The 20079-nt window shown below is 67.1% G+C and carries 20 protein-coding genes; 7 read left to right on the forward strand and 13 right to left on the reverse strand.

The features are described from left to right. Positions 1 to 86 precede the first annotated feature (86 nt). From AWC31_RS38090 to AWC31_RS35920, 4 genes are read right to left on the reverse strand one after another with little or no spacing between them, the layout of a single operon-like run. Positions 87 to 683, reverse strand: a complete 597-nt coding sequence (locus AWC31_RS38090; protein WP_234817119.1) for an acyl-CoA dehydrogenase family protein — start codon at positions 681 to 683, stop codon at positions 87 to 89. Then, entirely contained in the window at positions 634 to 1320 is a 687-nt protein-coding gene (locus AWC31_RS38095) for an acyl-CoA dehydrogenase family protein (protein WP_234817120.1), read from the reverse strand. The genes AWC31_RS38090 and AWC31_RS38095 overlap by 50 nt, the downstream gene beginning before the upstream one ends. Beyond that, a complete protein-coding gene (locus AWC31_RS35915; RefSeq protein ID WP_085150510.1) occupies positions 1317 to 2660 on the reverse strand; it encodes a glutamine synthetase family protein in 1344 nt (447 codons plus the stop codon). The genes AWC31_RS38095 and AWC31_RS35915 overlap by 4 nt, the downstream gene beginning before the upstream one ends. After that, the gene (locus AWC31_RS35920) at positions 2657 to 4084 is read right to left on the reverse strand and encodes an APC family permease (protein ID WP_085150679.1); all 1428 of its coding nucleotides are present in this window, start codon (positions 4082 to 4084) and stop codon (positions 2657 to 2659) included. The genes AWC31_RS35915 and AWC31_RS35920 overlap by 4 nt, the downstream gene beginning before the upstream one ends. 141 nt (positions 4085 to 4225) lie before the next feature. On the opposite strand from AWC31_RS35920, the gene AWC31_RS35925 reads away from it, so the two are divergent. Further along, on the forward strand, positions 4226 to 4555 hold the full coding sequence (locus AWC31_RS35925) for an MmcQ/YjbR family DNA-binding protein (protein ID WP_085150512.1): 330 nt from the start codon (positions 4226 to 4228) through the stop codon (positions 4553 to 4555). A gap of 3 nt (positions 4556 to 4558) precedes the next feature. On the opposite strand, the gene AWC31_RS35930 is transcribed toward AWC31_RS35925, so the two are convergent. Together AWC31_RS35930 and AWC31_RS35940 are read right to left on the reverse strand one after the other, a co-directional pair. Beyond that, positions 4559 to 5683, reverse strand: coding sequence for a glycosyltransferase (locus AWC31_RS35930; protein WP_085150514.1), 1125 nt, complete (start codon positions 5681 to 5683; stop codon positions 4559 to 4561). A 377-nt stretch (positions 5684 to 6060) separates the two neighbouring features. Next, a complete protein-coding gene (locus AWC31_RS35940; RefSeq protein ID WP_085150518.1) occupies positions 6061 to 6981 on the reverse strand; it encodes a dienelactone hydrolase family protein in 921 nt (306 codons plus the stop codon). 67 nt (positions 6982 to 7048) lie between these two features. Here AWC31_RS35940 and AWC31_RS35945 point away from each other — a divergent pair, with 67 nt between their 5' ends. From AWC31_RS35945 to AWC31_RS35955, 3 genes are all read left to right on the forward strand, one after another. Further along, positions 7049 to 7975, forward strand: a complete 927-nt coding sequence (locus AWC31_RS35945) for an SDR family oxidoreductase (protein WP_085150520.1) — start codon at positions 7049 to 7051, stop codon at positions 7973 to 7975. 100 nt (positions 7976 to 8075) lie between these two features. Continuing rightward, positions 8076 to 9863, forward strand: coding sequence for an N-acyl-D-amino-acid deacylase family protein (locus tag AWC31_RS35950; RefSeq protein ID WP_085150522.1), 1788 nt, complete (start codon positions 8076 to 8078; stop codon positions 9861 to 9863). Then, entirely contained in the window at positions 9853 to 10296 is a 444-nt protein-coding gene (locus AWC31_RS35955) for a nuclear transport factor 2 family protein (protein ID WP_085150524.1), read from the forward strand. Before AWC31_RS35950 ends, AWC31_RS35955 begins: the two co-directional genes overlap by 11 nt. A gap of 12 nt (positions 10297 to 10308) precedes the next feature. Here the strand turns inward: AWC31_RS35955 and AWC31_RS35960 are convergent, their stop codons facing one another. From AWC31_RS35960 to bfr, 5 genes are all read right to left on the reverse strand, one after another. Beyond that, the gene (locus AWC31_RS35960; protein WP_067859450.1) at positions 10309 to 10674 is read right to left on the reverse strand and encodes a VOC family protein; all 366 of its coding nucleotides are present in this window, start codon (positions 10672 to 10674) and stop codon (positions 10309 to 10311) included. Between the two features lie 40 nt (positions 10675 to 10714). Further along, positions 10715 to 12085, reverse strand: a complete 1371-nt coding sequence (locus AWC31_RS35965; RefSeq protein WP_067859455.1) for a type I glutamate--ammonia ligase — start codon at positions 12083 to 12085, stop codon at positions 10715 to 10717. Positions 12086 to 12114: 29 nt separating this feature from the next. Then, the gene (locus tag AWC31_RS35970; RefSeq protein WP_067859458.1) at positions 12115 to 12597 is read right to left on the reverse strand and encodes a carboxymuconolactone decarboxylase family protein; all 483 of its coding nucleotides are present in this window, start codon (positions 12595 to 12597) and stop codon (positions 12115 to 12117) included. A 41-nt stretch (positions 12598 to 12638) separates the two neighbouring features. Then, positions 12639 to 14696, reverse strand: a complete 2058-nt coding sequence (locus tag AWC31_RS35975) for an MFS transporter (RefSeq protein ID WP_085150526.1) — start codon at positions 14694 to 14696, stop codon at positions 12639 to 12641. A gap of 157 nt (positions 14697 to 14853) precedes the next feature. Beyond that, complete coding sequence (gene bfr, locus AWC31_RS35980) at positions 14854 to 15333, reverse strand: bacterioferritin (RefSeq protein ID WP_067859523.1); 480 nt, start codon at positions 15331 to 15333, stop codon at positions 14854 to 14856. 240 nt (positions 15334 to 15573) lie between these two features. On the opposite strand from bfr, the gene AWC31_RS35985 reads away from it, so the two are divergent. Both AWC31_RS35985 and AWC31_RS35990 read left to right on the forward strand, forming a co-directional pair. Then, positions 15574 to 16206: a fatty-acid--CoA ligase gene (locus tag AWC31_RS35985; RefSeq protein WP_085150528.1), complete on the forward strand. Its 633-nt coding sequence runs from the start codon at positions 15574 to 15576 to the stop codon at positions 16204 to 16206. A gap of 12 nt (positions 16207 to 16218) precedes the next feature. Next, complete coding sequence (locus AWC31_RS35990; protein WP_067859463.1) at positions 16219 to 16437, forward strand: (2Fe-2S)-binding protein; 219 nt, start codon at positions 16219 to 16221, stop codon at positions 16435 to 16437. Here the strand turns inward: AWC31_RS35990 and AWC31_RS35995 are convergent. Continuing rightward, entirely contained in the window at positions 16434 to 17198 is a 765-nt protein-coding gene (locus AWC31_RS35995) for an enoyl-CoA hydratase/isomerase family protein (RefSeq protein WP_067859466.1), read from the reverse strand. The two genes, AWC31_RS35990 and AWC31_RS35995, sit on opposite strands and share 4 nt — an antisense overlap. A 25-nt stretch (positions 17199 to 17223) precedes the next feature. Next, positions 17224 to 17961 carry an EthD domain-containing protein gene (locus AWC31_RS36000; protein WP_085150530.1) on the reverse strand — a complete coding sequence of 246 codons (738 nt, stop codon included), beginning with the start codon at positions 17959 to 17961 and terminating at the stop codon, positions 17224 to 17226. Between the two features lie 117 nt (positions 17962 to 18078). On the opposite strand from AWC31_RS36000, the gene AWC31_RS36005 reads away from it, so the two are divergent. Next, a complete protein-coding gene (locus AWC31_RS36005; protein WP_085150681.1) occupies positions 18079 to 20076 on the forward strand; it encodes an FUSC family protein in 1998 nt (665 codons plus the stop codon). Positions 20077 to 20079 lie beyond the last annotated feature (3 nt).

A 20079-nucleotide genomic window follows, 5' to 3' on the forward strand; every position in this document is an offset into this window, starting at 1 on the left:
CCGGGCCCCCTGATCGTCGTCGGTACCCGAAGCCGATTATCGATCCGGACGCGTTCACATTTGGCGGGTTCGGCCGATGTGTTGCTTCAGAAGTATCCGTTGGCCGGCGGCCAGGTCCCGTTGACGGCGTAGTCGCCGGCCGCGTACGCCTTATAGACCAGCGGGTTGTGGCTGGCGACCGTGCGCGCATTGCGCCAGTGTCGGTCGAGGTTCAACGCCCGGGCGGTCGCCGACGCACCCCCCGTGTCGAATAGGCGCTCGGCCGCCGACAACGTCAGCCGTTCGGCTACCACCTGGGCCCTGGCGACGGTGATCGCCAGATCTGCCAGTGCCTGCCCGTCGTGTTGAAGCTCCCCGTCCACCACAGCGTCGATCGCGTCGGCAGCGGAAAGCACCAGCGCGCCCGCCGCGGCCGCATCGGCGGCGATATCGCCGACGGCCTGTAACACGAACGGATCTCGTGCGGCGGTGTCGGCGAGCGAGTGCGCGGCGGGCCTCGCCTTGCCCCGGACGTAAGCCACCGCGTCATCGAGCACACGTTGGGCGATCCCTGCCGTGACCGCCGCCAAATACAACTGCAGGAACGTGGTGCCGTGGCCGAGGTGACTGCCATCCGACACCGTCGTGACCTCGTCAGGATGCACCTGCACGTCGCTGAAGCGGGTTCCGCCGCTCGCGGTCATCCGTTGCCCGAACCCGTCCCAGTCGTCGAACAACTCGACGCCGGGGCGATCGGTGGGTACGACAGCCTGCATATCCTGGCCGTCGGCATCGACGGCCGACACCGCGATGACATCGGCGAACAGCGAGCCCGTTCGAATAGAACTTGTATCCGTTGAGCCGCAGAACGCCGTCGGCGTCGGCCAGCACCGTGGTGTCGGCGCTCGACGGGGCACTCCCCGTGCCATCCGTGATGGCGTTGCCGAACACGAGACCCTCGTTGATCCGCGCGAACCAGCGAAGCCGTTCGGCCTCGGTGGCTCGGTTGCTGAGCAATCTCTCCGAATATCCGAAATGCGCTCGCAGGGCCTGAGCGACGTTCGAGCTGGCACGTGCGATCTCGATGACAACCGCGAGCACATCCCGGACGCTCCCACCTGGACCGCCGTAGCGTGCGGGCACCCGCAGGTTGAGCAGACCGGCCGCTCGCAGCCGACCCACCGCCTCGTACTGCAGCACGCGATCGCGTTCGGCGGCGGCGTCACCGTCACGCAGGTCGTCGAGGATGGCGGGCACGCGGCCCAGGCGGTCGGTCACCGAACCGCCCAGCGGCTGTTGCGAATCGGGCTCCGTTTTGGCTCGTTCAGTGGTCGACGTCATGAGTTCACCAGGTAGCGCCTGCGTTCCCAGTCGCTGACCTCCTGTGTGTACGCCAGCCACTCGCTGCGCGCGATCGCCGCGAAGTCGTGTACGGAGTCCGCACCGAGGATCTCGGTGATGGTGTCGTCATGCGCTGCGAGTGCTATTGCCGTACCGAGCGATTCCGGCAGCGGAATGCCTTTGCCGTAGAGGTTTCCGCCCTCGGCATCCGGCGGCGTGCGTTTGGCCCTGATGCCGGCAATCACCGCGGCCAGCGCAGCGGCGATCAACCAGTACGGATTGGAATCCGAAGCACCGCTGCGTAATTCGATGCGAGTCGCGGATGGGCTCGACTCGACCAGCGACCGTACGGCGGCGCTGCGGTTGTCGCGGCTCCAGGTCACAGTCGCGGGCGCGAACGAATCGGGCGCGAAACGCCGGTAGGCGTTGACCGAGTGCGCCCCGAACAACGTGATCGACGGCAGATGCTCGAGTAGCCCGGCGATCGCGAACAGCGCCAGCTCGTTCTCGGTACCGTCGACCGGAGCGAATGCGGGGATGCCGTCACGCCACAACGAGATGTGCAGGTGTGCCGAACTTCCCGAGTGCTCGGTGAACGGCTTGGGCATGAAACTGGCGATCTTGCCGTGTTTTCGTGCGACCTCCTTGGCCGCGTACTTCAACCGGGCCGCATCGTCGGCAGCCTCCAATGCATCGGTGTAGATCAGATTCGCCTCGACCTGACCCGGGCCGTATTCGGTCTCGATGCCCTCCAATCGAGTGAAGACACTCAGCGTGTCGTGCAGATCGCCGAGCAACGGATCCAGCGCGTTCGCGTTCTCGAGGGAGTAGGCGTGAATATCCGGCTGGAACGCCGAACCATCCGGGTCGAGCAGATAGAACTCGAGCTCCACGCCCACCTTGGCGGTGTAACCGAGGGCGGCGAGTTGAGCCAGCACCCGCTTGAGCGTCGCCCGCGGATCCAACAGCGACGGCCGACGGTCATGAGCGACGATGTCGGAGATCGTGTGCGCGGCCCTCGGGCGCCACGGCAACGGCCGGAACGTCGTCAGGTCCGGTATCGCGTAGACATCGGGATAGCCGGCCTCCCAGTTGGTCAGTCGCAGGGTGTCGACCACCGTGCCATCGGTGTTCCACCCCAATGACGCCTCGCAGAAGGCGAATCCGGTGCCGCGGGCCCGGTCGAGGAAACCGGCGGCGGGTATCCGCTTACCCTGGGCGTGCCCGAACGGGTCACTCCAGGCCACCTCGATCTCGGTGATCGAACCGTCGTCGATGCCGCGCACCAATGCCTGCTCGGGGGTCGGGGTGGTCCGCTCGGCAGTGCCGTTGACCGTCATGACGCGTGACCCACCCGGGTTCCGATCGCGACGCCGGCGGCGAAGGCGCTCACCAGGACTCCGACGATCACCCAGGCCAGCACGCTGGAGCCACCGACGAGGTCGCTGAGGTTGGCGAGGATGAGCACCAGTGCACCGGACAGACCGGCCAAGCCGAGTGCGGGCGCGATCCTGACCCGCCACAGTGAGTAGCCGCGCCGGTCCCGGCTGAAGTACACCAGCACCGCGACGCTGGTCGCGATCATCAGTACGACCACGCCGACCGTCGTCGCGCCGGCGAACCACGTATAAAACTGCGCGGCCGGATCCAGGCCGAACACGATCGCGATCAGCACGCTCAACGCCACCACCCCGGAGATCCACAACGACGCCAGGTGCGGCGACCCGTGGCGACCGTGCGGCCTGCTCAACGCCGCCGGCAGCACGTCGCGTTGCGACAGCGCGAACACATAGCGCGACGCCACGTTGTGGAAGGCCAGAATGCACGCGAACAGGCTCGTCAGGTACAGCACCGTGATGATGTCGGCGCCCACCGCTCCGAGGTAACGCCGGGCCGTGTCGCCCAGGAACGTGCTGCCCGAGTCGGTGGCGCGGGCGATGGCGTCGTCGTCACCCCATCCCGAGATCAGTGCCCAACTGGTCACCGCGTAGAACACCCCGATCAGGATCAGCGCGACGTACGTGGCGCGCGGGATGGTGCGCTCCGGGTCTCGGGCCTCGTCGCGGAAGATGGCCGTCGCCTCGAACCCGACGTAGCTGATGATCGCGAAAAGGAGCCCGATGCCGAGCGATCCGGAGAAGATCGCGGCCGGGTCGACGATGCCCGACGACAGGCCGTGGTCGCCGCCGCCGTGCGCGACGATGACCAGGTCGAGCACCAGCACGATCGCGATCTCGGCGGTCAGCAGAATACCCAGGACCCGGCTGGACAACTCGATGTTGCGGTAACCGAGATAGGTCGTCACCGCGAAAGCCAGCGCCGCGAACAGCCACCACGGCAAGGTCGGCCCGCCCACCAGCTCGACGACCCCGGCGCCGGCGGGCCCGAGCAGACCGTAGACGCCTGCCTCCAGCGCGACATAGCTCACCAGCGCGACGAACGCGATACCGATGCCCACCGGAAAGCCCAGCGCCTGGCGCACATACGAGAAGAACGCGCCCGCCTCCTCGACATGCGGAGTCATGGCGGTGAAGCCGACCGCGAACAGCAACAGCACCACCGTGGACACGATGAAGGTGGCCGGAAAGCCGGCCCCGTTGCCCGACGCGATGCCCAGTGGCACCACGCCGCCGATCACGCCGAGCGGTGCGGCAGCGGCGACGACCATGAAAACGATCGACGCGACGCCGAGATTGCCGCGCAGATGCCTCGCGGCAGGCGGTTGACCGTCCAAAGAATCTGGAACCGTGGTGATTTCGGACATGCTCGACCGTCCTTCGGCGACGTGGCTGTTGAGCTGACCCGCGGACCATAGGGCCGTCGCGCAACCGGGCACCAGATCTGGCGTCACCATGCGCAAAAGTCGAACGGCTAAACTACGAAACTCCGACCGGAGGTCAACCCTGTGCTCGACGCCGACGATGTGCGCCGCATCGCGCTGTCCTTCCCCGAGACCACGGAGAAGGAACGTTGGAACCACCCCACGTTCGATGTGGCGGGCAAGATGTTCGTCACCGTTCCCGACGACGAGAGCTCATTTGCGGTGCGCTGCCCCAAGTTCGAGCGCGACGAACTGATCGCCGCGGAACCGCACAAGTTCTGGGTGCCTGCACACGAGGCGCTGTCCGCCTGGGTGCGGGTTCGGTTGGCCGCGTTGGAGGATCTGAACGAACTGCACGATATTCTGCTCGACTCGTGGCGGCAGGCCGCCCCGACGAGGCTCACGGCCGGTTAGGGCTCACGCACCCGCTGCGCGTCCGGTGTCCCCCAGCACGTCGAGCATCCCGGCCGCCGCACGGGTCCAGGTGAACTGCTCGGCGCGCTGACGGGCGCTGCTTCGGCGCTGTGGTTCCGGCCGACTGATGACCGATGTGACGGCGTGCGCGATGGCATGAGGGTCGTTGTCCGCAGTGGCACCGCTCTCGGACGTGAGGATTTCGGCGAGCGCCGACGTGCGCGACACCACCGCCGGCGTTCCGCAGGCAAGCGCCTCAAGCGCCGCGAGGCCGAAGGTCTCGTGCGGGCCGGGCGCCAATGCGACATCGGCCGAGGCCAGGATCGTCGCGACGGTGTCGCGGCAGCCGATGTACCCGGTGAACGCGACCGGCAGCCGCGATGCTTGGCGTTCGAGCCGGGCCCGCAGCGGCCCCTCCCCGACCACCACCAGCCGGGCGTCCACTCCCGAATCACGCAGTGCGGCAACGGTATCGATGCTGCGGTGAGCGTGCTTTTCCACCGACAGCCGCCCGCAGTGCACCAGCAGGGTCTGCTGCGGGTCGGCCCAGCGGCTGCGCATCTGCACCGACCGGCGGCTCGGGTGGAACTGGTCCAAGTCGACGCCCAGCGGCACCGTGGCAACGTTCTCGGCGCCGATCCGGTCGAATTCCTCGCGCGCGAACGCCGTCGTGCACACCACCGCGTCGTAGTTCGCCGCCGTGCGCCGGTTGGCGAAGTTGGCCACCGCACGCGCCATCGACCGCGGAAGCACCTGCCCGACAAGCCGATCCAGCCGCTCGTGCGAGATCATCACGGTGGCCACGTCATGCCTGCGGCCCCACGGTCCGAGTGAACGCAGCGTGAGCCGATCCGACACCTCGAGCGCGTCGGGTTCGAGGCGCCGCAGCAATGACGTCACCGGGCCGGGCAGCACCGCACGGTAGCCACCGGTGAACGGGATCAGTCTGGCCGGCAGCGAAATCCGCACCACACCGCTGGGCAGCACATGACGTTCCGGATGGGATCCGGGCACGATCAGGTACACCTCGTGGCCGGCCGAACAGTACTCCGCGCCCAGGCGGTCCACCGCGGTGCGCAGTCCCCCCGAACGCGGGCCGTAGAAGTTCGCGACCTGGACAACCCGCATTGCACGATAAGAACCGGGCCGTATGTGCGGTCAACAACGCACTCGCAACGGGTGTCTGAACACGCGCTGAACTCCGCGACGGGACGCTGCGCCGAGCGGCCGACACCCGCCATTGTCACGCCAGAGTGACGCCGGCCTTCGCGAGCCACTCTCGCGTGACAACCGTGGTGGCCGGCGCCCGCCGTTGTCACGCCAGAGTGACGCCGGCGTTCGCGAGCCACTCTCGCGTGACAATCATGGTCGACGCCCGCCGTTGTCACGCCAGAGTGACGCCGGCCTTCGCGAGCCACTCTCGCGTGACAATCATGGCCGGCGCCCGCCGTTGTCACGCCAGAGTGACGCCGGCGTTCGGGAGCCACTCTCGCGTGACAACGGTGTCAGACAAGGTGGGTGGCGAACCAGTCCTGGACCCGGCGCCACGCGTCGGCGGCCGCGGCGGCGTTGTAGCGGTCGCCGGTGTCGTTGAAGAATGCGTGGTTGGCGTCGGGCTCGGTGACGAGTTCGTGCACCAGCCCGGCCTTTTCCAGTGCGGCCCGAGCCACGGGTTCGGTGGCGTTCACGCGCTGATCGAGCGCGCCGTAGAAGCCCAGCACCGCCACGTCCTTGGAGCCGGAGAAGTCGGGATTTTCCGGCGTGGGTCCGTAGAACGGCACGGCCGCGGCCAGTTGCGGGGTCCCGACGGCCAGCAACCGCCACACCAGGCCCCCGCCCATGCAGAATCCGACGGCGGCGACCTTGCGATCCGGCACGCGCCGCTGCAGTTCGTCGATGCCGGATTTCAGGTTGGCGACGGATTCCTCGGGTGCGATCTTGCTCAGCGCGGCGGTGGCGTCGGCCGGGTCGGTGAACTTCGCGGTTCCCCCTTGTGCCGACAGCAGATCGATCGCGAGTGCGGAGTACCCGATGCCGGCAAACCGGCCCGCGACCGATCTGATGTAGTCGTTGAGGCCTTTGTTCTCGTGGATGACCAGTACTCCGCCCTTGGCGTCGGGTGCCTCGGCCCATGCGCCCTGAAGTTCCCCGGCGGGCCCGGCCCAGGTGATGGGTTCGGTCGGCAGCCCGCCCTCGGAGCCCGGGGGCGGACCGGAGGCCGCCGGGCCCGAACCGGTCGCGGTCTCGGTCGCCGACGTCTCGGTGGTCGGCTGCTGGGTCGAACTGCACGCGGCGATCAACGAGGTGGCCGCCGCGGTGCTCAGGCCGAGCAGGGCCAGCCTGCGCAGTGCTTCACGGCGCGACAGCAGGCCGTCGAGATGATCGGTGGCGATTTCCTCGGCAATGTACCGCTGCAACGGAGTCACGGTGCCGAGTATGCGCCGAAATGCTGAACTGCAGTGGTCGAACGGCTTGCGGCGCGATACTCGTCGAATGGGGTGGACACCGGAACCAGATGCCTTGCGGGGGCGCGTCGCGGTGGTTGCCGGCGCGACGCGCGGTGCGGGCCGCGGTATCGCCGCGGCACTGGGCGAAGCGGGTGCGACGGTCATCTGCACCGGCCGCAGCAGCGTCGCCGGAAACCGCACGTCCGACTACGACCGACCCGAAACCATCGAGGAAACCGCAGACCTGGTATCCGATCTCGGCGGGTTCGGGGTGGCGATCCAGGTCGATCACCTCGACGTCGGCCAGGTCCGTGCCCTGGCCGGCCGGATCACCGCCGACCACGGCCGCATCGACATCCTGGTCAACGATCTGTGGGGTGCCGAGATACTCAAGGGCGCGCCACCCACGTGGGGACGGCCAATGTGGCAGCACGACCTCGACGACGGGCTGCGCATCCTGCGCCTCGGCATCGACACCCACCTCATCACCTCACATTGCCTGCTGCCGCTGCTGGCCAGGGAGCCAGGCGGACTGTTGGTCGAGATATCCGACGGGACAACGGCATTCAATATCGACAACTATCGGTTGTCGGTGTTCTACGACCTGGTGAAGAACGCCGTGAACCGGTTGGCGTTCAGCCACGGGCACGAACTCGCGACCTTCGGCGCGACCGCGGTGGCCATCACGCCGGGCTGGCTGCGCTCCGAGATGATGCTCGACAACTACGGCGTCACCGAGGCCAATTGGCGTGCGGCGCTCGACCCGGTGCGAACCGACGGTTATCCGATGGCGCCGCCCGGGTTCGCCGAGTCCGAGACACCCCGTTTTGTCGGGCGGGGCGTGGCCGCGATCGCCGCGGACCCGGACCGCGCACGCTGGAATCAGCGGTCGGTGAGCTCGATCGAGCTGGCGAGGGAGTACGGGTTCACCGACGTCGACGGACGGCAACCGGACGCCTGGGCGCCGATATAGTCGCAGTTCAGCGGCCCGCCGCGACAGTCAGTAGACATTTTTTCAAATCTGTTCACCGATTTCGTTGACACCTGGACGTCGCCGGTTGTTCTATGACGGGGTGACCTTCGACACAATCATCCGTAACGGCCGCTGGTTCGACGGCACCGGTGGACCGTCCGCTGTGCGCGACATCGCGATTCGCGACGGGCACGTCGTCGAGATCTCGGCGCATGAACTCGACGCGACGGACTGCCCGCAAGTCATCGACGCGACCGGCAAGTGGGTGCTGCCCGGGATGCTCGACATCCACACCCACTATGACGTCGAGGTCCTCAACGGCCCGTCGCTGTCGGAATCGCTGCGCCACGGCGTGACGACGGTGATGCTGGGATCCTGCTCGTTGTCGACCGTGCACGTGGGCGGCGTCGACGCGGGTGACCTGTTCGGACGCGTCGAAGCCATCCCCCGCGAGCACGTGATCGCGGCAGTCGACGCCAACAAGACCTGGACGAACTGCGAGGAGTACATCGCCGCCCTCGAAGGGTTGCCGCTCGGACCCAATCTGGCCGCATTCATCGGGCATTCCGATATGCGTACCGCGGTGATGGGTCTCGACCGCGCCACGCGTAAGGATCAGCGCCCCACCCGGGCCGAGCAGGCCAGGATGGAGCAGATGCTCAAGGCGGCCCTCGATGCCGGGTTTGTCGGAATGTCTTCGCAGCAATTGCTTTTCGACAAGATCGACGGCGAGGTGTGCCGCTCGCGGACGTTGCCGTCGACGTATGCCAAACCACGCGAGTTGCGCCGGCTGAAATCGTTGCTACGTCGCGCCGGGCGAGTCCTGCAGTCGGGGCCCGACATCCAGAATCCGCTGAATCTGGCCTCGCAGGTCGCACAGTCCCTCGGGATCTTCCGCAACCCGCTCAAAACCAGCCTGCTGTCGGCGGCCGACATCAAGGCCAATCCGTACGCGATCCTGATGATGGGGCCGCTCGCCCGGGCCGTGAACGCGCTGGGCGGCAACTTCCGGTGGCAGCATCTGCCGGTTCCGTTCGAGGTGTATGCCGACGGTATCGACCTCGTGGTGTTCGAGGAGTTCGGCTCGGGAGCCGCGGCCCTGCACCTGCGCGACGAGGTGGAGCGCAACGAGTTGTTGCGCGACGAGTCCTATCGCCGCCGTTTCCGAAAGGATTACGACGCCAAGTTCGGTGTGCGGGTGTGGCATCGCGACTTCTTCGACGCCGAGATAGTGGCATGCCCCGACGAATCGGTGATCGGCAAGTCGTTCGGACAGGTCGGCGTCGATCGCGGCGTGCATCCCGTCGACGCGTTCCTCGACCTCGTACTCGAATACGGTACCGCGGTGCGCTGGCACACCACGATCTCCAATCACCGCCCGGAGGTCCTCAAGAAGCTGGCCCGCGATCCGGGCATCCAGATGGGCTTTTCCGACGCGGGCGCGCACCTGCGCAACATGGCGTTCTACAACATGGGCCTGCGCCTGCTGCGCCATGTGCTGGACGCCGAGAAGGCCGGCACGCCGTTCATGTCCGTGGAGCGGGCCGTGCATCGGCTCACCGGCGAACTCGCCGACTGGTACCGCATCGACGCGGGCCATCTGCGCGTCGGGGACCGTGCCGACGTGGTGGTGATCGATCCGGCGCGCCTCGACGATTCACTCGACGAGTACGCCGAAGACACCGTCGAGTCCTACGGCGGGCTGTCCCGGATGGTCAACCGCAACGACGACACCGTCAACGCCGTGCTGGTCGGCGGTCGCGCCGTATACCTCGACGGCACGCTGACCGAGCTCGTCGGGACACAGCGGACCGGCCGGTTCCTGCGGGCCGCGCACCGCTCCCCCGCCCTGCCCTCCGAGAAAGGCGAACTCACAAGTGTCCGTTGAAGATACGATTCTCGGGATGTGGAAGGCGCTGTCCGGCCGGGATTGGGACCTGCTGAAAACCTATCTGGCCGAGGACTGCATCTACCTCGACATGCCGGTCGGCCCGGCCGCTGCCGCCAAGGGTCCAGAAGACATCGTCAAACGCCTCAAGATCGGCCTCGAGCCGCTCGCGTCCTACGAGCACTTCGACGGGCTGCTCATCGCCGCCGGTCAGGACGCCATGTACGAGCACCACGAGGAATGGCATTGGCAGACCGGCGAATCCGCGGTGCTGAAGTTCGTCAGCGTGCACCGCGTCGAGGACGGCAAGATCACGCTGTGGAAGGACTACTGGGACATGGGGGCACTCGCCAACCACGCCCCGCCGACCTGGATGGCCGACTTCGCCAACGCGGACATGTCGTGGGTGTACGACGCGACCGGGCAGGTGTGACCGGGCGCCCGATCAGTCGATCCCCCACACCAGACAGAACGGGTGCCCGGCCGGATCGCGGAACACCCGGAACATCCCGTCCTCGACGGCGCCGTCGACCCGCGTGGCGCCAAGGGCAAGCACCTGCTGCTGGGCGGTGTCGGCATCGTCGACCTGGATGTCGAGGTGGAACTGCTGAGATCCGCCCGGATCCGGGAAAGTCGGTGGCTGGTGGCGCGGTGAGTACTGACATGCCAGCCGTCGACCCGCCGGATCGGTGACGACGACCCACGTGTCGTCTTCTTCGGAGACTTCCCCGCCGAGCACTTCGGCGTAGAACGCGGCCAGCTTGCGCGGATCTTGGCAGTCCAGGACGACAGAACGTAGCTTTCCGATCATGGCATCGGTATTGCCGCCTGCCGTTCTGGGCAAACCGACGTCAGACGCTCCACGCCATTCGGAACCTGTCGGCAAGCGATTCTGGGTCGAGATCACCGAATTTCTCGTGCTCGTAGCGCCGCACCGCAAGAACGGCGTCGACCACCTGATTGCCCAGAATCCCGCGGATCAGTTCCGACTCGTCGAGGGCGGCCAACGCATCGATCTGGCGGCTCGGCAACAGTGCGACATTCTGCTCGGTGCGCTCGTCGTCGCTCAGACTGCTCGGGTCGACCGACACCTCGGACGGCAACGGCAGGTTCTTCTCGATGCCGTGGTGGGCCAGGCCGAGGATCGTCGCCGTCGCGAGGTACGGGTTGGCCGACGGGTCGATGACTTTGACCTCGACATTGGCGCCATACGGGTTGCTGGGTCCGCCGATGAGGAATCGCACTGCGGCTTCACGGTTTTCGGTGCCCCAGCAGTTGTGTGCGCCCGCCCAGTGGCCGGGCTGGATGCGCAGACCCGACACCACCGAGCCGCACAGCACGCCCTGCGCGGCGGGCAACCCGGCGAGCAGACCGGCCAGGGCCGACTCCCCCTCCGGGGTCATACCGCGCGCCGCCGATCCACCCGAGAACACCGGGACGTCTCCGCGGCCCAGCGAAAAGTGTTGATGCGAGCCGGAACCCACACTGTCGGCGAACGGGACGGGTGACAGGCTCACGCGCATGCCGTATCGCCTGGCGACTCGGCCCACGATGATGCGCATGAGGACCAACTGGTCGGCCGCGGCGACGGGCTGTTGCGGCGACAGCGAGATCTCGAACTGGTTGGCGCCGTACTCGGGATGGAACTGCTCGATCGTCACGCCGGAACTGGTGGCCGCGTTCATGACATCACGCACGAAGCCCTCGAATTCCAGTAACCCGGCCAGCCCGTACTGGGCCCATGACACCGAGGGCAGCCGGCTGCCGTCCTCGCCCACCAGGACGAATTCCAGTTCGTGACCCACGAGTGCGGTGAGGCCGGCAGCGTCGAGCCGGTCGGCCACGCGCTGCAGGACACCGCGGCTGCAGTACGGATCCGGTGTCCCGTCCTGGTTGTAGAAAGCGCCTGGCGCCCAGGCCAATCCGTCACCGAGGATCCGCAGCGCACCGAGGTCGATCCGGATGCGCTGGTCCCCCACCACACTGATCGCGTCGCCGAACACGATGCCCGTCTGGTCGATGGTGAAGGCGTGGAACACCGGGCTGGCGCCGAGTCCGGGGTCGGCGAATATCCCCATGCGGCGTAGCGGAACGGTTTTCGCGTGCGTCAGCCCGGCCGGATTGACGACCGTGCCGATCAGTGTCGCGACCCCGTCCGATTCGAGCTGGGCGATGGCCGCTGCCGCGAGGGGTTTGCCTGTCCTGGATGTCCCAGCTGTCACAACCTCATTGTGCGCCGCGACAGTGCGGCCTACAGCGTGATCTTGCAGGTTTGGCCGATGTCGAGGGTCCGCAGCATCCGGCCCATTCCGAGCCACATCGCGCACGACAACGCCAGGTCGGTCAGCAGCTCGGCATCGAAGTGCTCGGCGGCGCGCTCCCAGAAATCCTCGTCATCGCGAAGTTCGGCGTGCTCGGTGGCGAACCGGTGCGCGAACTCGGCGGCGATGCGCTCGGCGGGACTGTAGCCCGGCCACGTCTGCCATTCCGCGGCGTGGTCGTAGAGATCCTCGTCGACGCCGGCCGCCGCACCCTCGCCGTCGCGGGTGTTCTGGCACACCATGCATTCGTTGTCGAGCGCGATCACCATCCGGGCGAGTTCGCGGACCCGCAGCGGCAGGCGGCCTTTCGTGTACACCGCGTTGGTGAAGTTCGCCATGGCGGTGCCGATGTCCGGCGATCGCAAAATCCAGCCGGCCACGTCGTCGTCGGGGAAGTCTCCAATGCGGCTCATGGCCGAATCGTACGCGCGCGGGCGAAAATCTGGAACAAGTTCTAGTTTTTCTCTGCCGCCCCGACGGTGGCCAGCTCCTCGCGGTCATCACCCCAGTCGCGCTGCAGCAGGACGCGATGCGCGATGCGCTCGAGCGCCGCCTCCACCTGGGCGCGGTCCGGGCGGCCGTCGAACGACGACGACGCGGCGAGCTTGTCGACGATGCGCCCCACGAGCGCGGCCGACACGGCGTCGACCTGTCGGATGCCACTCTGGGTCAGCCACAGTTGATCGCCGGTGCGCAGCGCGTATCCGTCGGTGACGAGTCGGTTGAACGTGGGTTCGAGGACTTCGTACGGGACGCGTAACCCGTCGGCGATCTCGGTCAAGCGGGCGGTCCCGAACACCTGGCTCTGCCGGTATATCCGCAGCAGCGCCCACAGCCCCGCCACGTCGAGTTCGCAGCCAGGGCACCCGGCGACCGTGCGCAGCCGGATCTCGGGCGAATGGCGCATCAAGCGGCTGATCGCGGTCTCCAGCACCTTGTCGGGGGATTCGGTGCTCGGCATGCCGAAACCCTCGCCGAGGTCCATCGCCAGCGCGGCCTCCGTCTCGCGCAACGGCACCTCTCTGAGGAACAACGCGACGATGAACCCGATCAGCGCGACCGGCGCGGCACACAGGAACACCAGATCCAGCGCATCGGCATAGGCGTTCACGATCGGCGCGGCGGCCTCGTGCGTGAGTTCGTGCAGCGCCTTGGGTGAGTCCGCCGCGACGGGCGGGGCGCCGCTCGCGGCGAGCGCACCGGGCAACCGGTCCGACAGGAAGCCGGCGAACAACGAGCCGAAGACGGCGGCGCCGAACGAGCTGCCGATGGTCCGGAAGAAGGTCACGCCCGACGTCGCGACACCCAGATCGTTGAAATCCGCGGTGTTCTGCACGATGAGGACGAGCACCTGCATGCACAGGCCGATGCCGGCACCCAGGATGAACAGGTACAGGGACTGCAGCGCAACGGGCGTCGCGGCGTTCATCCGCGACAGCAGCACGAACCCGACCAGCATGATCGCCGTCCCGGCGACCGGGTAGATCTTGTAGCGGCCGGTACGCCCGACGAGGCTGCCGCTCACCGTGGACGTGATCAGCAACCCGATCACCATGGGCATGGTCCGCAGCCCGGATTCGGAAGCTGATACGCCGCCGACGAACTGCATGAAGGTGGGCATGAACGTCAGCGCACCGAGCATCGCGAAACCGACGACCAACGACAGCACGCAGCACACCGAGAACACCGGGTTGCGGAACAGCCGCATCGGCAGAATCGGTTCGTCCGCCTTGTTCTCGGCTCGCACGAACAGCGCCAGGGCGATGACGGATACGACGATCAGCCCGATGAGGGTCGGCGACGTCCACCCCAGCTCGCCGCCCATGCTCGTCGCCAGCGTCAGGCCGGATGCCCCGATCCCGACCCAGGCGATTCCCGCGTAGTCGATCACCGGGCGCGCGGGACGCGACGCCCGCGCCGGAATGGTGGCCGCGGCGACCGCGAGCACGACGATTCCCACCGGGATGCTGAGCCAGAAGGCCCACCGCCAGCCGAGGTGATCGGTGACGAACCCGCCGAGCAGCGGCCCCGCCACGGTCGTGACGCCGAACACCGCACCGAGGGCGCCCTGGTAGCGACCGCGGTCCCGTAACGGGATCACCTCACCGATCAACGCCGTGGAGGTGACCATGATGGCGCCACCGCCGATGCCTTGCAGCGCACGCGCCGCCACGAGCATCGCCATCGACCCCGACAGCCCGCTGAGGACAGAACCGGCAAGAAAGCACAGGACCGCCACCTGGTACACGGCTTTGCGGCCGAAGATGTCGCCGACCTTGCCGACCACGGCCGTCACGACGGTGGACGCGAGGAGATAGCTCGTCACGACCCAGGACTGATGGCCCGCACCACCGAGGTCGGCCACGACAGTGGGAAGCGCGGTCGCGACGATGGTCTGGTTGAGCGACGCCAGGAGCATGCCGAGCAGGACGGCGACGAACACCAGGTTGCGTCTGCGCACGCTCAGCAGCACGCTGTCGGACGACTGTTCGGCAGTCGGTGTGCTCGTCATGACTTCCTTTCGCCGGTCTGTTGATTCCGTGAAAGATATCGTTAGACAAGCTATGAAAGTTACAGCGCGAACGAAACCGCCCCGGGCAACCGGCGTTTGACCGGCTACCCGGGGCAGCATGAGCCGAAACCCGGCCTAAGGGGCCACTACGAGACCGCTATTGGGGTGGGCGAGAGACGCACTGCGCGGCGTAGAGCTGCTCGCCGAGCTTGTCCATCAGCTCGAGCTGGGTCTCGAGGTAGTCGATGTGACCCTCCTCGTCCTTGAGGATGCCCTCGAACAGATTCGCGCTCACCGCGTCCTGCTTCTCGCGGCACATCAGGATCCCGGGTTTGAGTCGCGCCACGACCTCGTACTCGATCGCGAGGTCGGCCTCGAATTGTTCACGCAGCGTCTGCCCGACCCGCAACGAAAACAGCCGCTGGTAATTCGGCAATCCGTCCAGCAGTAGAATTCGGTCGGTGATCGCCTCGGCATGGCGCATTTCTTCGAACGATTCGGACCGCGTGTGTTCGGCCAGTTCGGTGAATCCCCAGTTATCTTGCATCTTGGAATGAAGGAAATACTGGTTAATCGCCGTGAGTTCGCTCGTCAATTGCTCGTTGAGCAATTTCAGAACCTCCGGGTCGCCTTGCATGGTCACTCCTAAACACCTTGAGGGCTGATCAAGTGTCGCTGTTTGCCGTGCACTTCCAATGTAGTGCAGAAAGTGCTCGGCGGCGCAATGGATAAGCCCATTCTCGGCATGTTCTTGGGGTGTTGTCGGACAGCGGGACCGCCACTGCCCGAACCGTGGCCACGAAGGCTGGACTGCCTGTCCTAACTAAGGTTAGACTGCGCTAACATGTCGCCAAGTCAGCAGGAAAGGCCGGTAAAAATGGGTGAGTACGATTTGCACTCACTCATTCTTTCCTGCGATTTTCGCGTCGACGATGTCGAACAGATGTGGAAATGGATGAAGAAACATCGTTCGGGATTGTTGTCGATAGGCGCGCATCATGTGGTGCTGTACAAATCGATTTGGGAGCCCGGCCGGGTGCTCGTGACCATCGGCATCCGGCATGCCCGATCCATTCGTGATGTGTTGCGTTCACCGGCGATATTCGAATGGTTCGACATATCCGGGGTCGAGGATATTCCACCGATATTCGGTGGCGAGGTCGTCGAGAAGATCGACCTGGCCGAGCCGACGCCAGAAGAATATGTCGCGGGCGTCATTGTCGGCGCGGTCGCGGCGGTCGATGACGTGCCCACTCTCATGCGGAAGGTGCATGACGGGCTCGGCCGCTTCGAGCACAGCGGCATCCGCAAGATCTGGGTGTACCAGGCTCTCGACGACGGCCGCGAAGTGATGATCTTGCAGGAGATCGAGAACGAGGTCAGCGCGCGGCAATGGATCGATCACCCGGACGCCGCCGCCGAGTGGATGACCAAGGCGGGATTCGGGGCCTATCCGAGCCTGTTCGTCGGCAAGTTGGCCCACATCATGACCGTCGAAGAGCAGGAATAGCCGGGTGCGCTGATGTTTGTCTGTTTGTGCACCGGAGCGACGAGTCACGTCGTCAACGAAATCGTGGCGGCCGGTGCCACCACGTCCAAAGAGGTGGCCGAAGCCTGCGGTGCGGGCGCCGACTGCGGCCGGTGCCGGCGCACGATCCGCGCGATCATCGCCGCCGCACAGTCGCAGCCGGTCGGTGGCCGCGCTCAGTTCAACGGCTGCCCGTCCCGGACCGGCACCTAAGCGCCGGACCCCTTCCGGTCCGCGAACGCCGCGAGGGCGTCGGCGTTGGCGGCAGCGCCCACCAACTCCACGAACAGCGCCTTCTCCCGTTCGGTCGCGGCCACGATGGCATCGCGGAGCGGCGCGACCATGGTCTGCTTGACCGCCTGCAGACTCGAAATCGGCTTCGTGGCGAGGATTTCCGCGTGTCGCCGCGCTTCGGTCAGCAGGTCGTCGGGTTCGCACACTTTCCACACCAGGCCCATCTCGCGGGCTTCGGCGGCGCTGACCCACTCCGAGGACATGAGCAGCCAGGCCGCATTCTGCCTGCCGAGCAGGCGTGGCATGAGATACGACGAGGCCGCCTCAGGGGCGACGCCGAGGCTCGTGAACGGGCACTTCAAGCGCGCGGTCGCCGACATGAACGCGAGGTCGGCGAACCCGAGGATCGTGGTGCCGATGCCGACGCCGACGCCGTTGACCGCGCAGATCAGCGGCTTGTCGAACGCTGTCAGCGTCTCGATCATCCCGTAGAAGCCGTGCTCGCCGGGCGTGAAATCCGGGTTGGTGATACGCGTCTGCATCTCCACGAGGTCGTTGCCCGCGGAGAACGCGCGACCCGCACCGGTCAGCAGGACGACCGCCACCTCGGGATCGTCGGCGGCCGCTCGCAACGCGTTCGTCAGTTCGTCGTACAGCGCCTCGTTGAACGCATTGAGCGCCTCGGGACGATTGAGCGTGAGAGTGCGTACCCGGTTGGCGTCGTGGATCTCGAGCGTCACGCGTGCAGCGTAACTAGAACACGTTTCACTCGGTGCGGCCGGGTGTGGCGAGCGGCACGACTCGGCCCGCGAACGGGCTGGAGTACACGTAGCGACTCGTCGGAACGGTGTCGATGTTGCTGCTGGCGCCGAAGGCATCGGTGCTGGCCACCATCCGCTGCATACGGTCGGCCAGGTCCGCGTCGTCGGCGGCGCCGAAGAAGGCGTGTAGGTCCGACACGGCAGGCAACGGGAACAGTTCCTCTACGATCGCGGCCAGCACCGGGGCGTCGGGGGTGAGCGCGCGTACGACCGTGTTCTGCGTGTAACCGAACGTCGCCTGGGTCTCGATGGCCACCGGGGTGTGGTCGATGTGCCACCGGTGCAGCCAGGTCCGCTCGTCCAGGTCGCTGGGCCGGCGCAGCAGCGCGATGTTGGCCAGTCCGTCGGTGCGCTCACCCGGCGCGGTCACCGGTGCGGGCAGCGGCACCGACTCGGTCACCAGATAGGCTGCGGCAACGTCGCATTCGCCGGTGAGCAGATCGATCGCGGCCCGCGCCTGGGAACCGCAGTACTGCTGGACCCACATGCTGACCACCGCCACGACCGGCGGATCGAGCGTCGTCAGCGTCATCAGGGAATCGCGCACCGCGGCATCTCGGACGTTGAGCGTCAACCCGGCGGGCCCGATGTCGAGCAGACCGTCCCGCACCTGTGAAAGCAATCGGGCACACCAGGTTCCGTCGGCCTGTGCGGCCCGCATCGTCACGATGACCTTTTCCACGATCAGAACCTACAACGCGGCCGTTCTTCGCCGTCGCACGCCGGACCGACGCGCACGGATCCACGCCACGTGGCGTGGTTGGCCACCTACCCGGTCTCGCCGAGCAAGAATGGGCTGGTGCAGACCGGTGGACAGGCGGCCGACGCCCTGCGGCTGAGCACCCCCGATGCCGGTGCGGTGATGCGCAGCCTCGCGGGCGTCCTCGTGGTGACGCTGATGGCGTTGACGTGGGCGTCCGGCCCGACTGTCATGTGGACGCTCGGTGCGGGTGTGATCGCGGGCGCCATCGCCTTACAGCGCAGTCCCGGTGGCCGGGTTCCGCTGGTCGTCACCGCGTCACTCGAGCTGTCGGCCGTGGTTCTGCTCGGTGTCCTCACGGGCGGGCACAGCGTGTTGTTCGTTGCGGTCGTCGCGGCGTGGTGCTTCGCCGCGGGCATGCAGTGGTCGCTCGGCGCGAATGCCGGCCTGGTCGCGTCGGCGGCCAGCGCGTTACTGGTCGTCGCCCCGCCCGTCGGACCGACGCTGCGCGACGCGCTGCTGGCTCCGACACTGGTATTCGTCGCCGGCTTGCTGCAGGCCGTGCTCATCGCGGTGTGGCCGCCGCGGCGGTGGCGCGCGCAGCGCGACGGACTCACGCGGGCATACCGGTCGTTGGCCACCGACACCCGCAATCTGGCCGCCGACCGGTCCGCCGATGTCGACGACGCCCCGCTCACCTGGTTGCGAGAGGTGTTCGCCGACACCCAGGTCAGCCAGCGGCCGCGGGCCTATCACGGCGGATACCGGCTGCCCGAACGGCTTTCGGCCACACTGGCATCGTTGCGGTCCACCGCCGACGACAACCCGGACAGTGGTCTCACGCCGCTGTTGACCGCGGCGGCGGGTCTGCTCGACACGATCGCCGACCACGGGCACACCGCCCGACGCGATGCCGAACATGCGCTGGCCCGGGTGGAAACCGCGGCGGCCGCGGTGACCGGCACCGAAGCGGCGCTCGCGCAGCGGTTCTCCGAGCAACTGCGCGAGGCGGCAGTGCTGCGGTTCGGCCAGCTGCACCGACCGGATCTCATCGGCTCGCTGGCGTCGGCGCCCGCGGTCGTCCGCTCGCATCTCACCCGGACCTCGCCGATCCTGCGGCACGCCATCCGGTTGTCGGTGACCACCGCGCTCGCGGTGGCAGCAGCGCGGTTCGGCGGGCTGGAGCACGGGTACTGGATGGCGTTGACGGTCGTCGTCGTGCTGCGACCGGAGACCGCGCACACCTACACGCGGTGCGCGGGCCGCATGGCGGGACTCGCCGCCGGAATCGTCCTCGCCTCGCTTGTGACGTTGGTGTGGCAACCGGGTGGTGTCGGCTCGGCGGTGTGTGCGCTGGCATTCGTCGGGCTGGGTTATGCGGTGTCGCGGTTCGGATATCTAACCGTCGGCGTTGCGGTGGGCGCCATGGCGGTTTTCGTCATCGGCGCCGGCGGCACGGCCGACTGGTCGGGTGTCGCCGACCGGTTGTTCGGCGTGCTCATCGGAGGCGGCCTCGCGGTGATGGCCCACGTGGCGTTGCCCGATCATGCGCTGATCCGGCTGCGGCAACGCGCGGGCGAACTGTTGATGACCGAGATCGACTATGCCGCACTGGTCGTGAAGTCATTCGTGCACGAGGTCGACCACACGGCCGAAACCTTGTCGGCGGCCTGGCAGCGGGCGTTTCGGGCCAGGGCCGCGTTCGAGGCGGCGTGGGGCGCCGCTCGGCTCGACTCGCCGACGCTGCGCCGGTGGTTGCGGTCCTATCGCACCGCGTTGAATGCGGTGACCAGCGCCTGCACCACGCTCGAGAACAGCCTGCCGAGTCATCCGTCGTCGGCGCTGCACGATGAGTTCGTCGCTGCGGTGGACGATTACATCGAGGCACTGCGCGGCGCGCCACCCAGCCCAGCCGTTCCGTGGAGCTTGAACACCGCCGAACTGTCGGCAGCACTGCAGCGCGTCCACGATGTCGCGACGACGCTGGCTGCCGACAACGGCGCCGCGCGCATCCTGGTCGCAGAACTGTCGACCATCACGCGCAGCCTGGTGGGTATCTCCATCGACCGGATAGAACCGGCCGAAGGTGGCCGTTAGCGA

Source organism: Mycolicibacterium wolinskyi (genome assembly GCF_002101965.1).
In the GTDB taxonomy this organism is placed as follows: domain Bacteria; phylum Actinomycetota; class Actinomycetes; order Mycobacteriales; family Mycobacteriaceae; genus Mycobacterium; species Mycobacterium wolinskyi.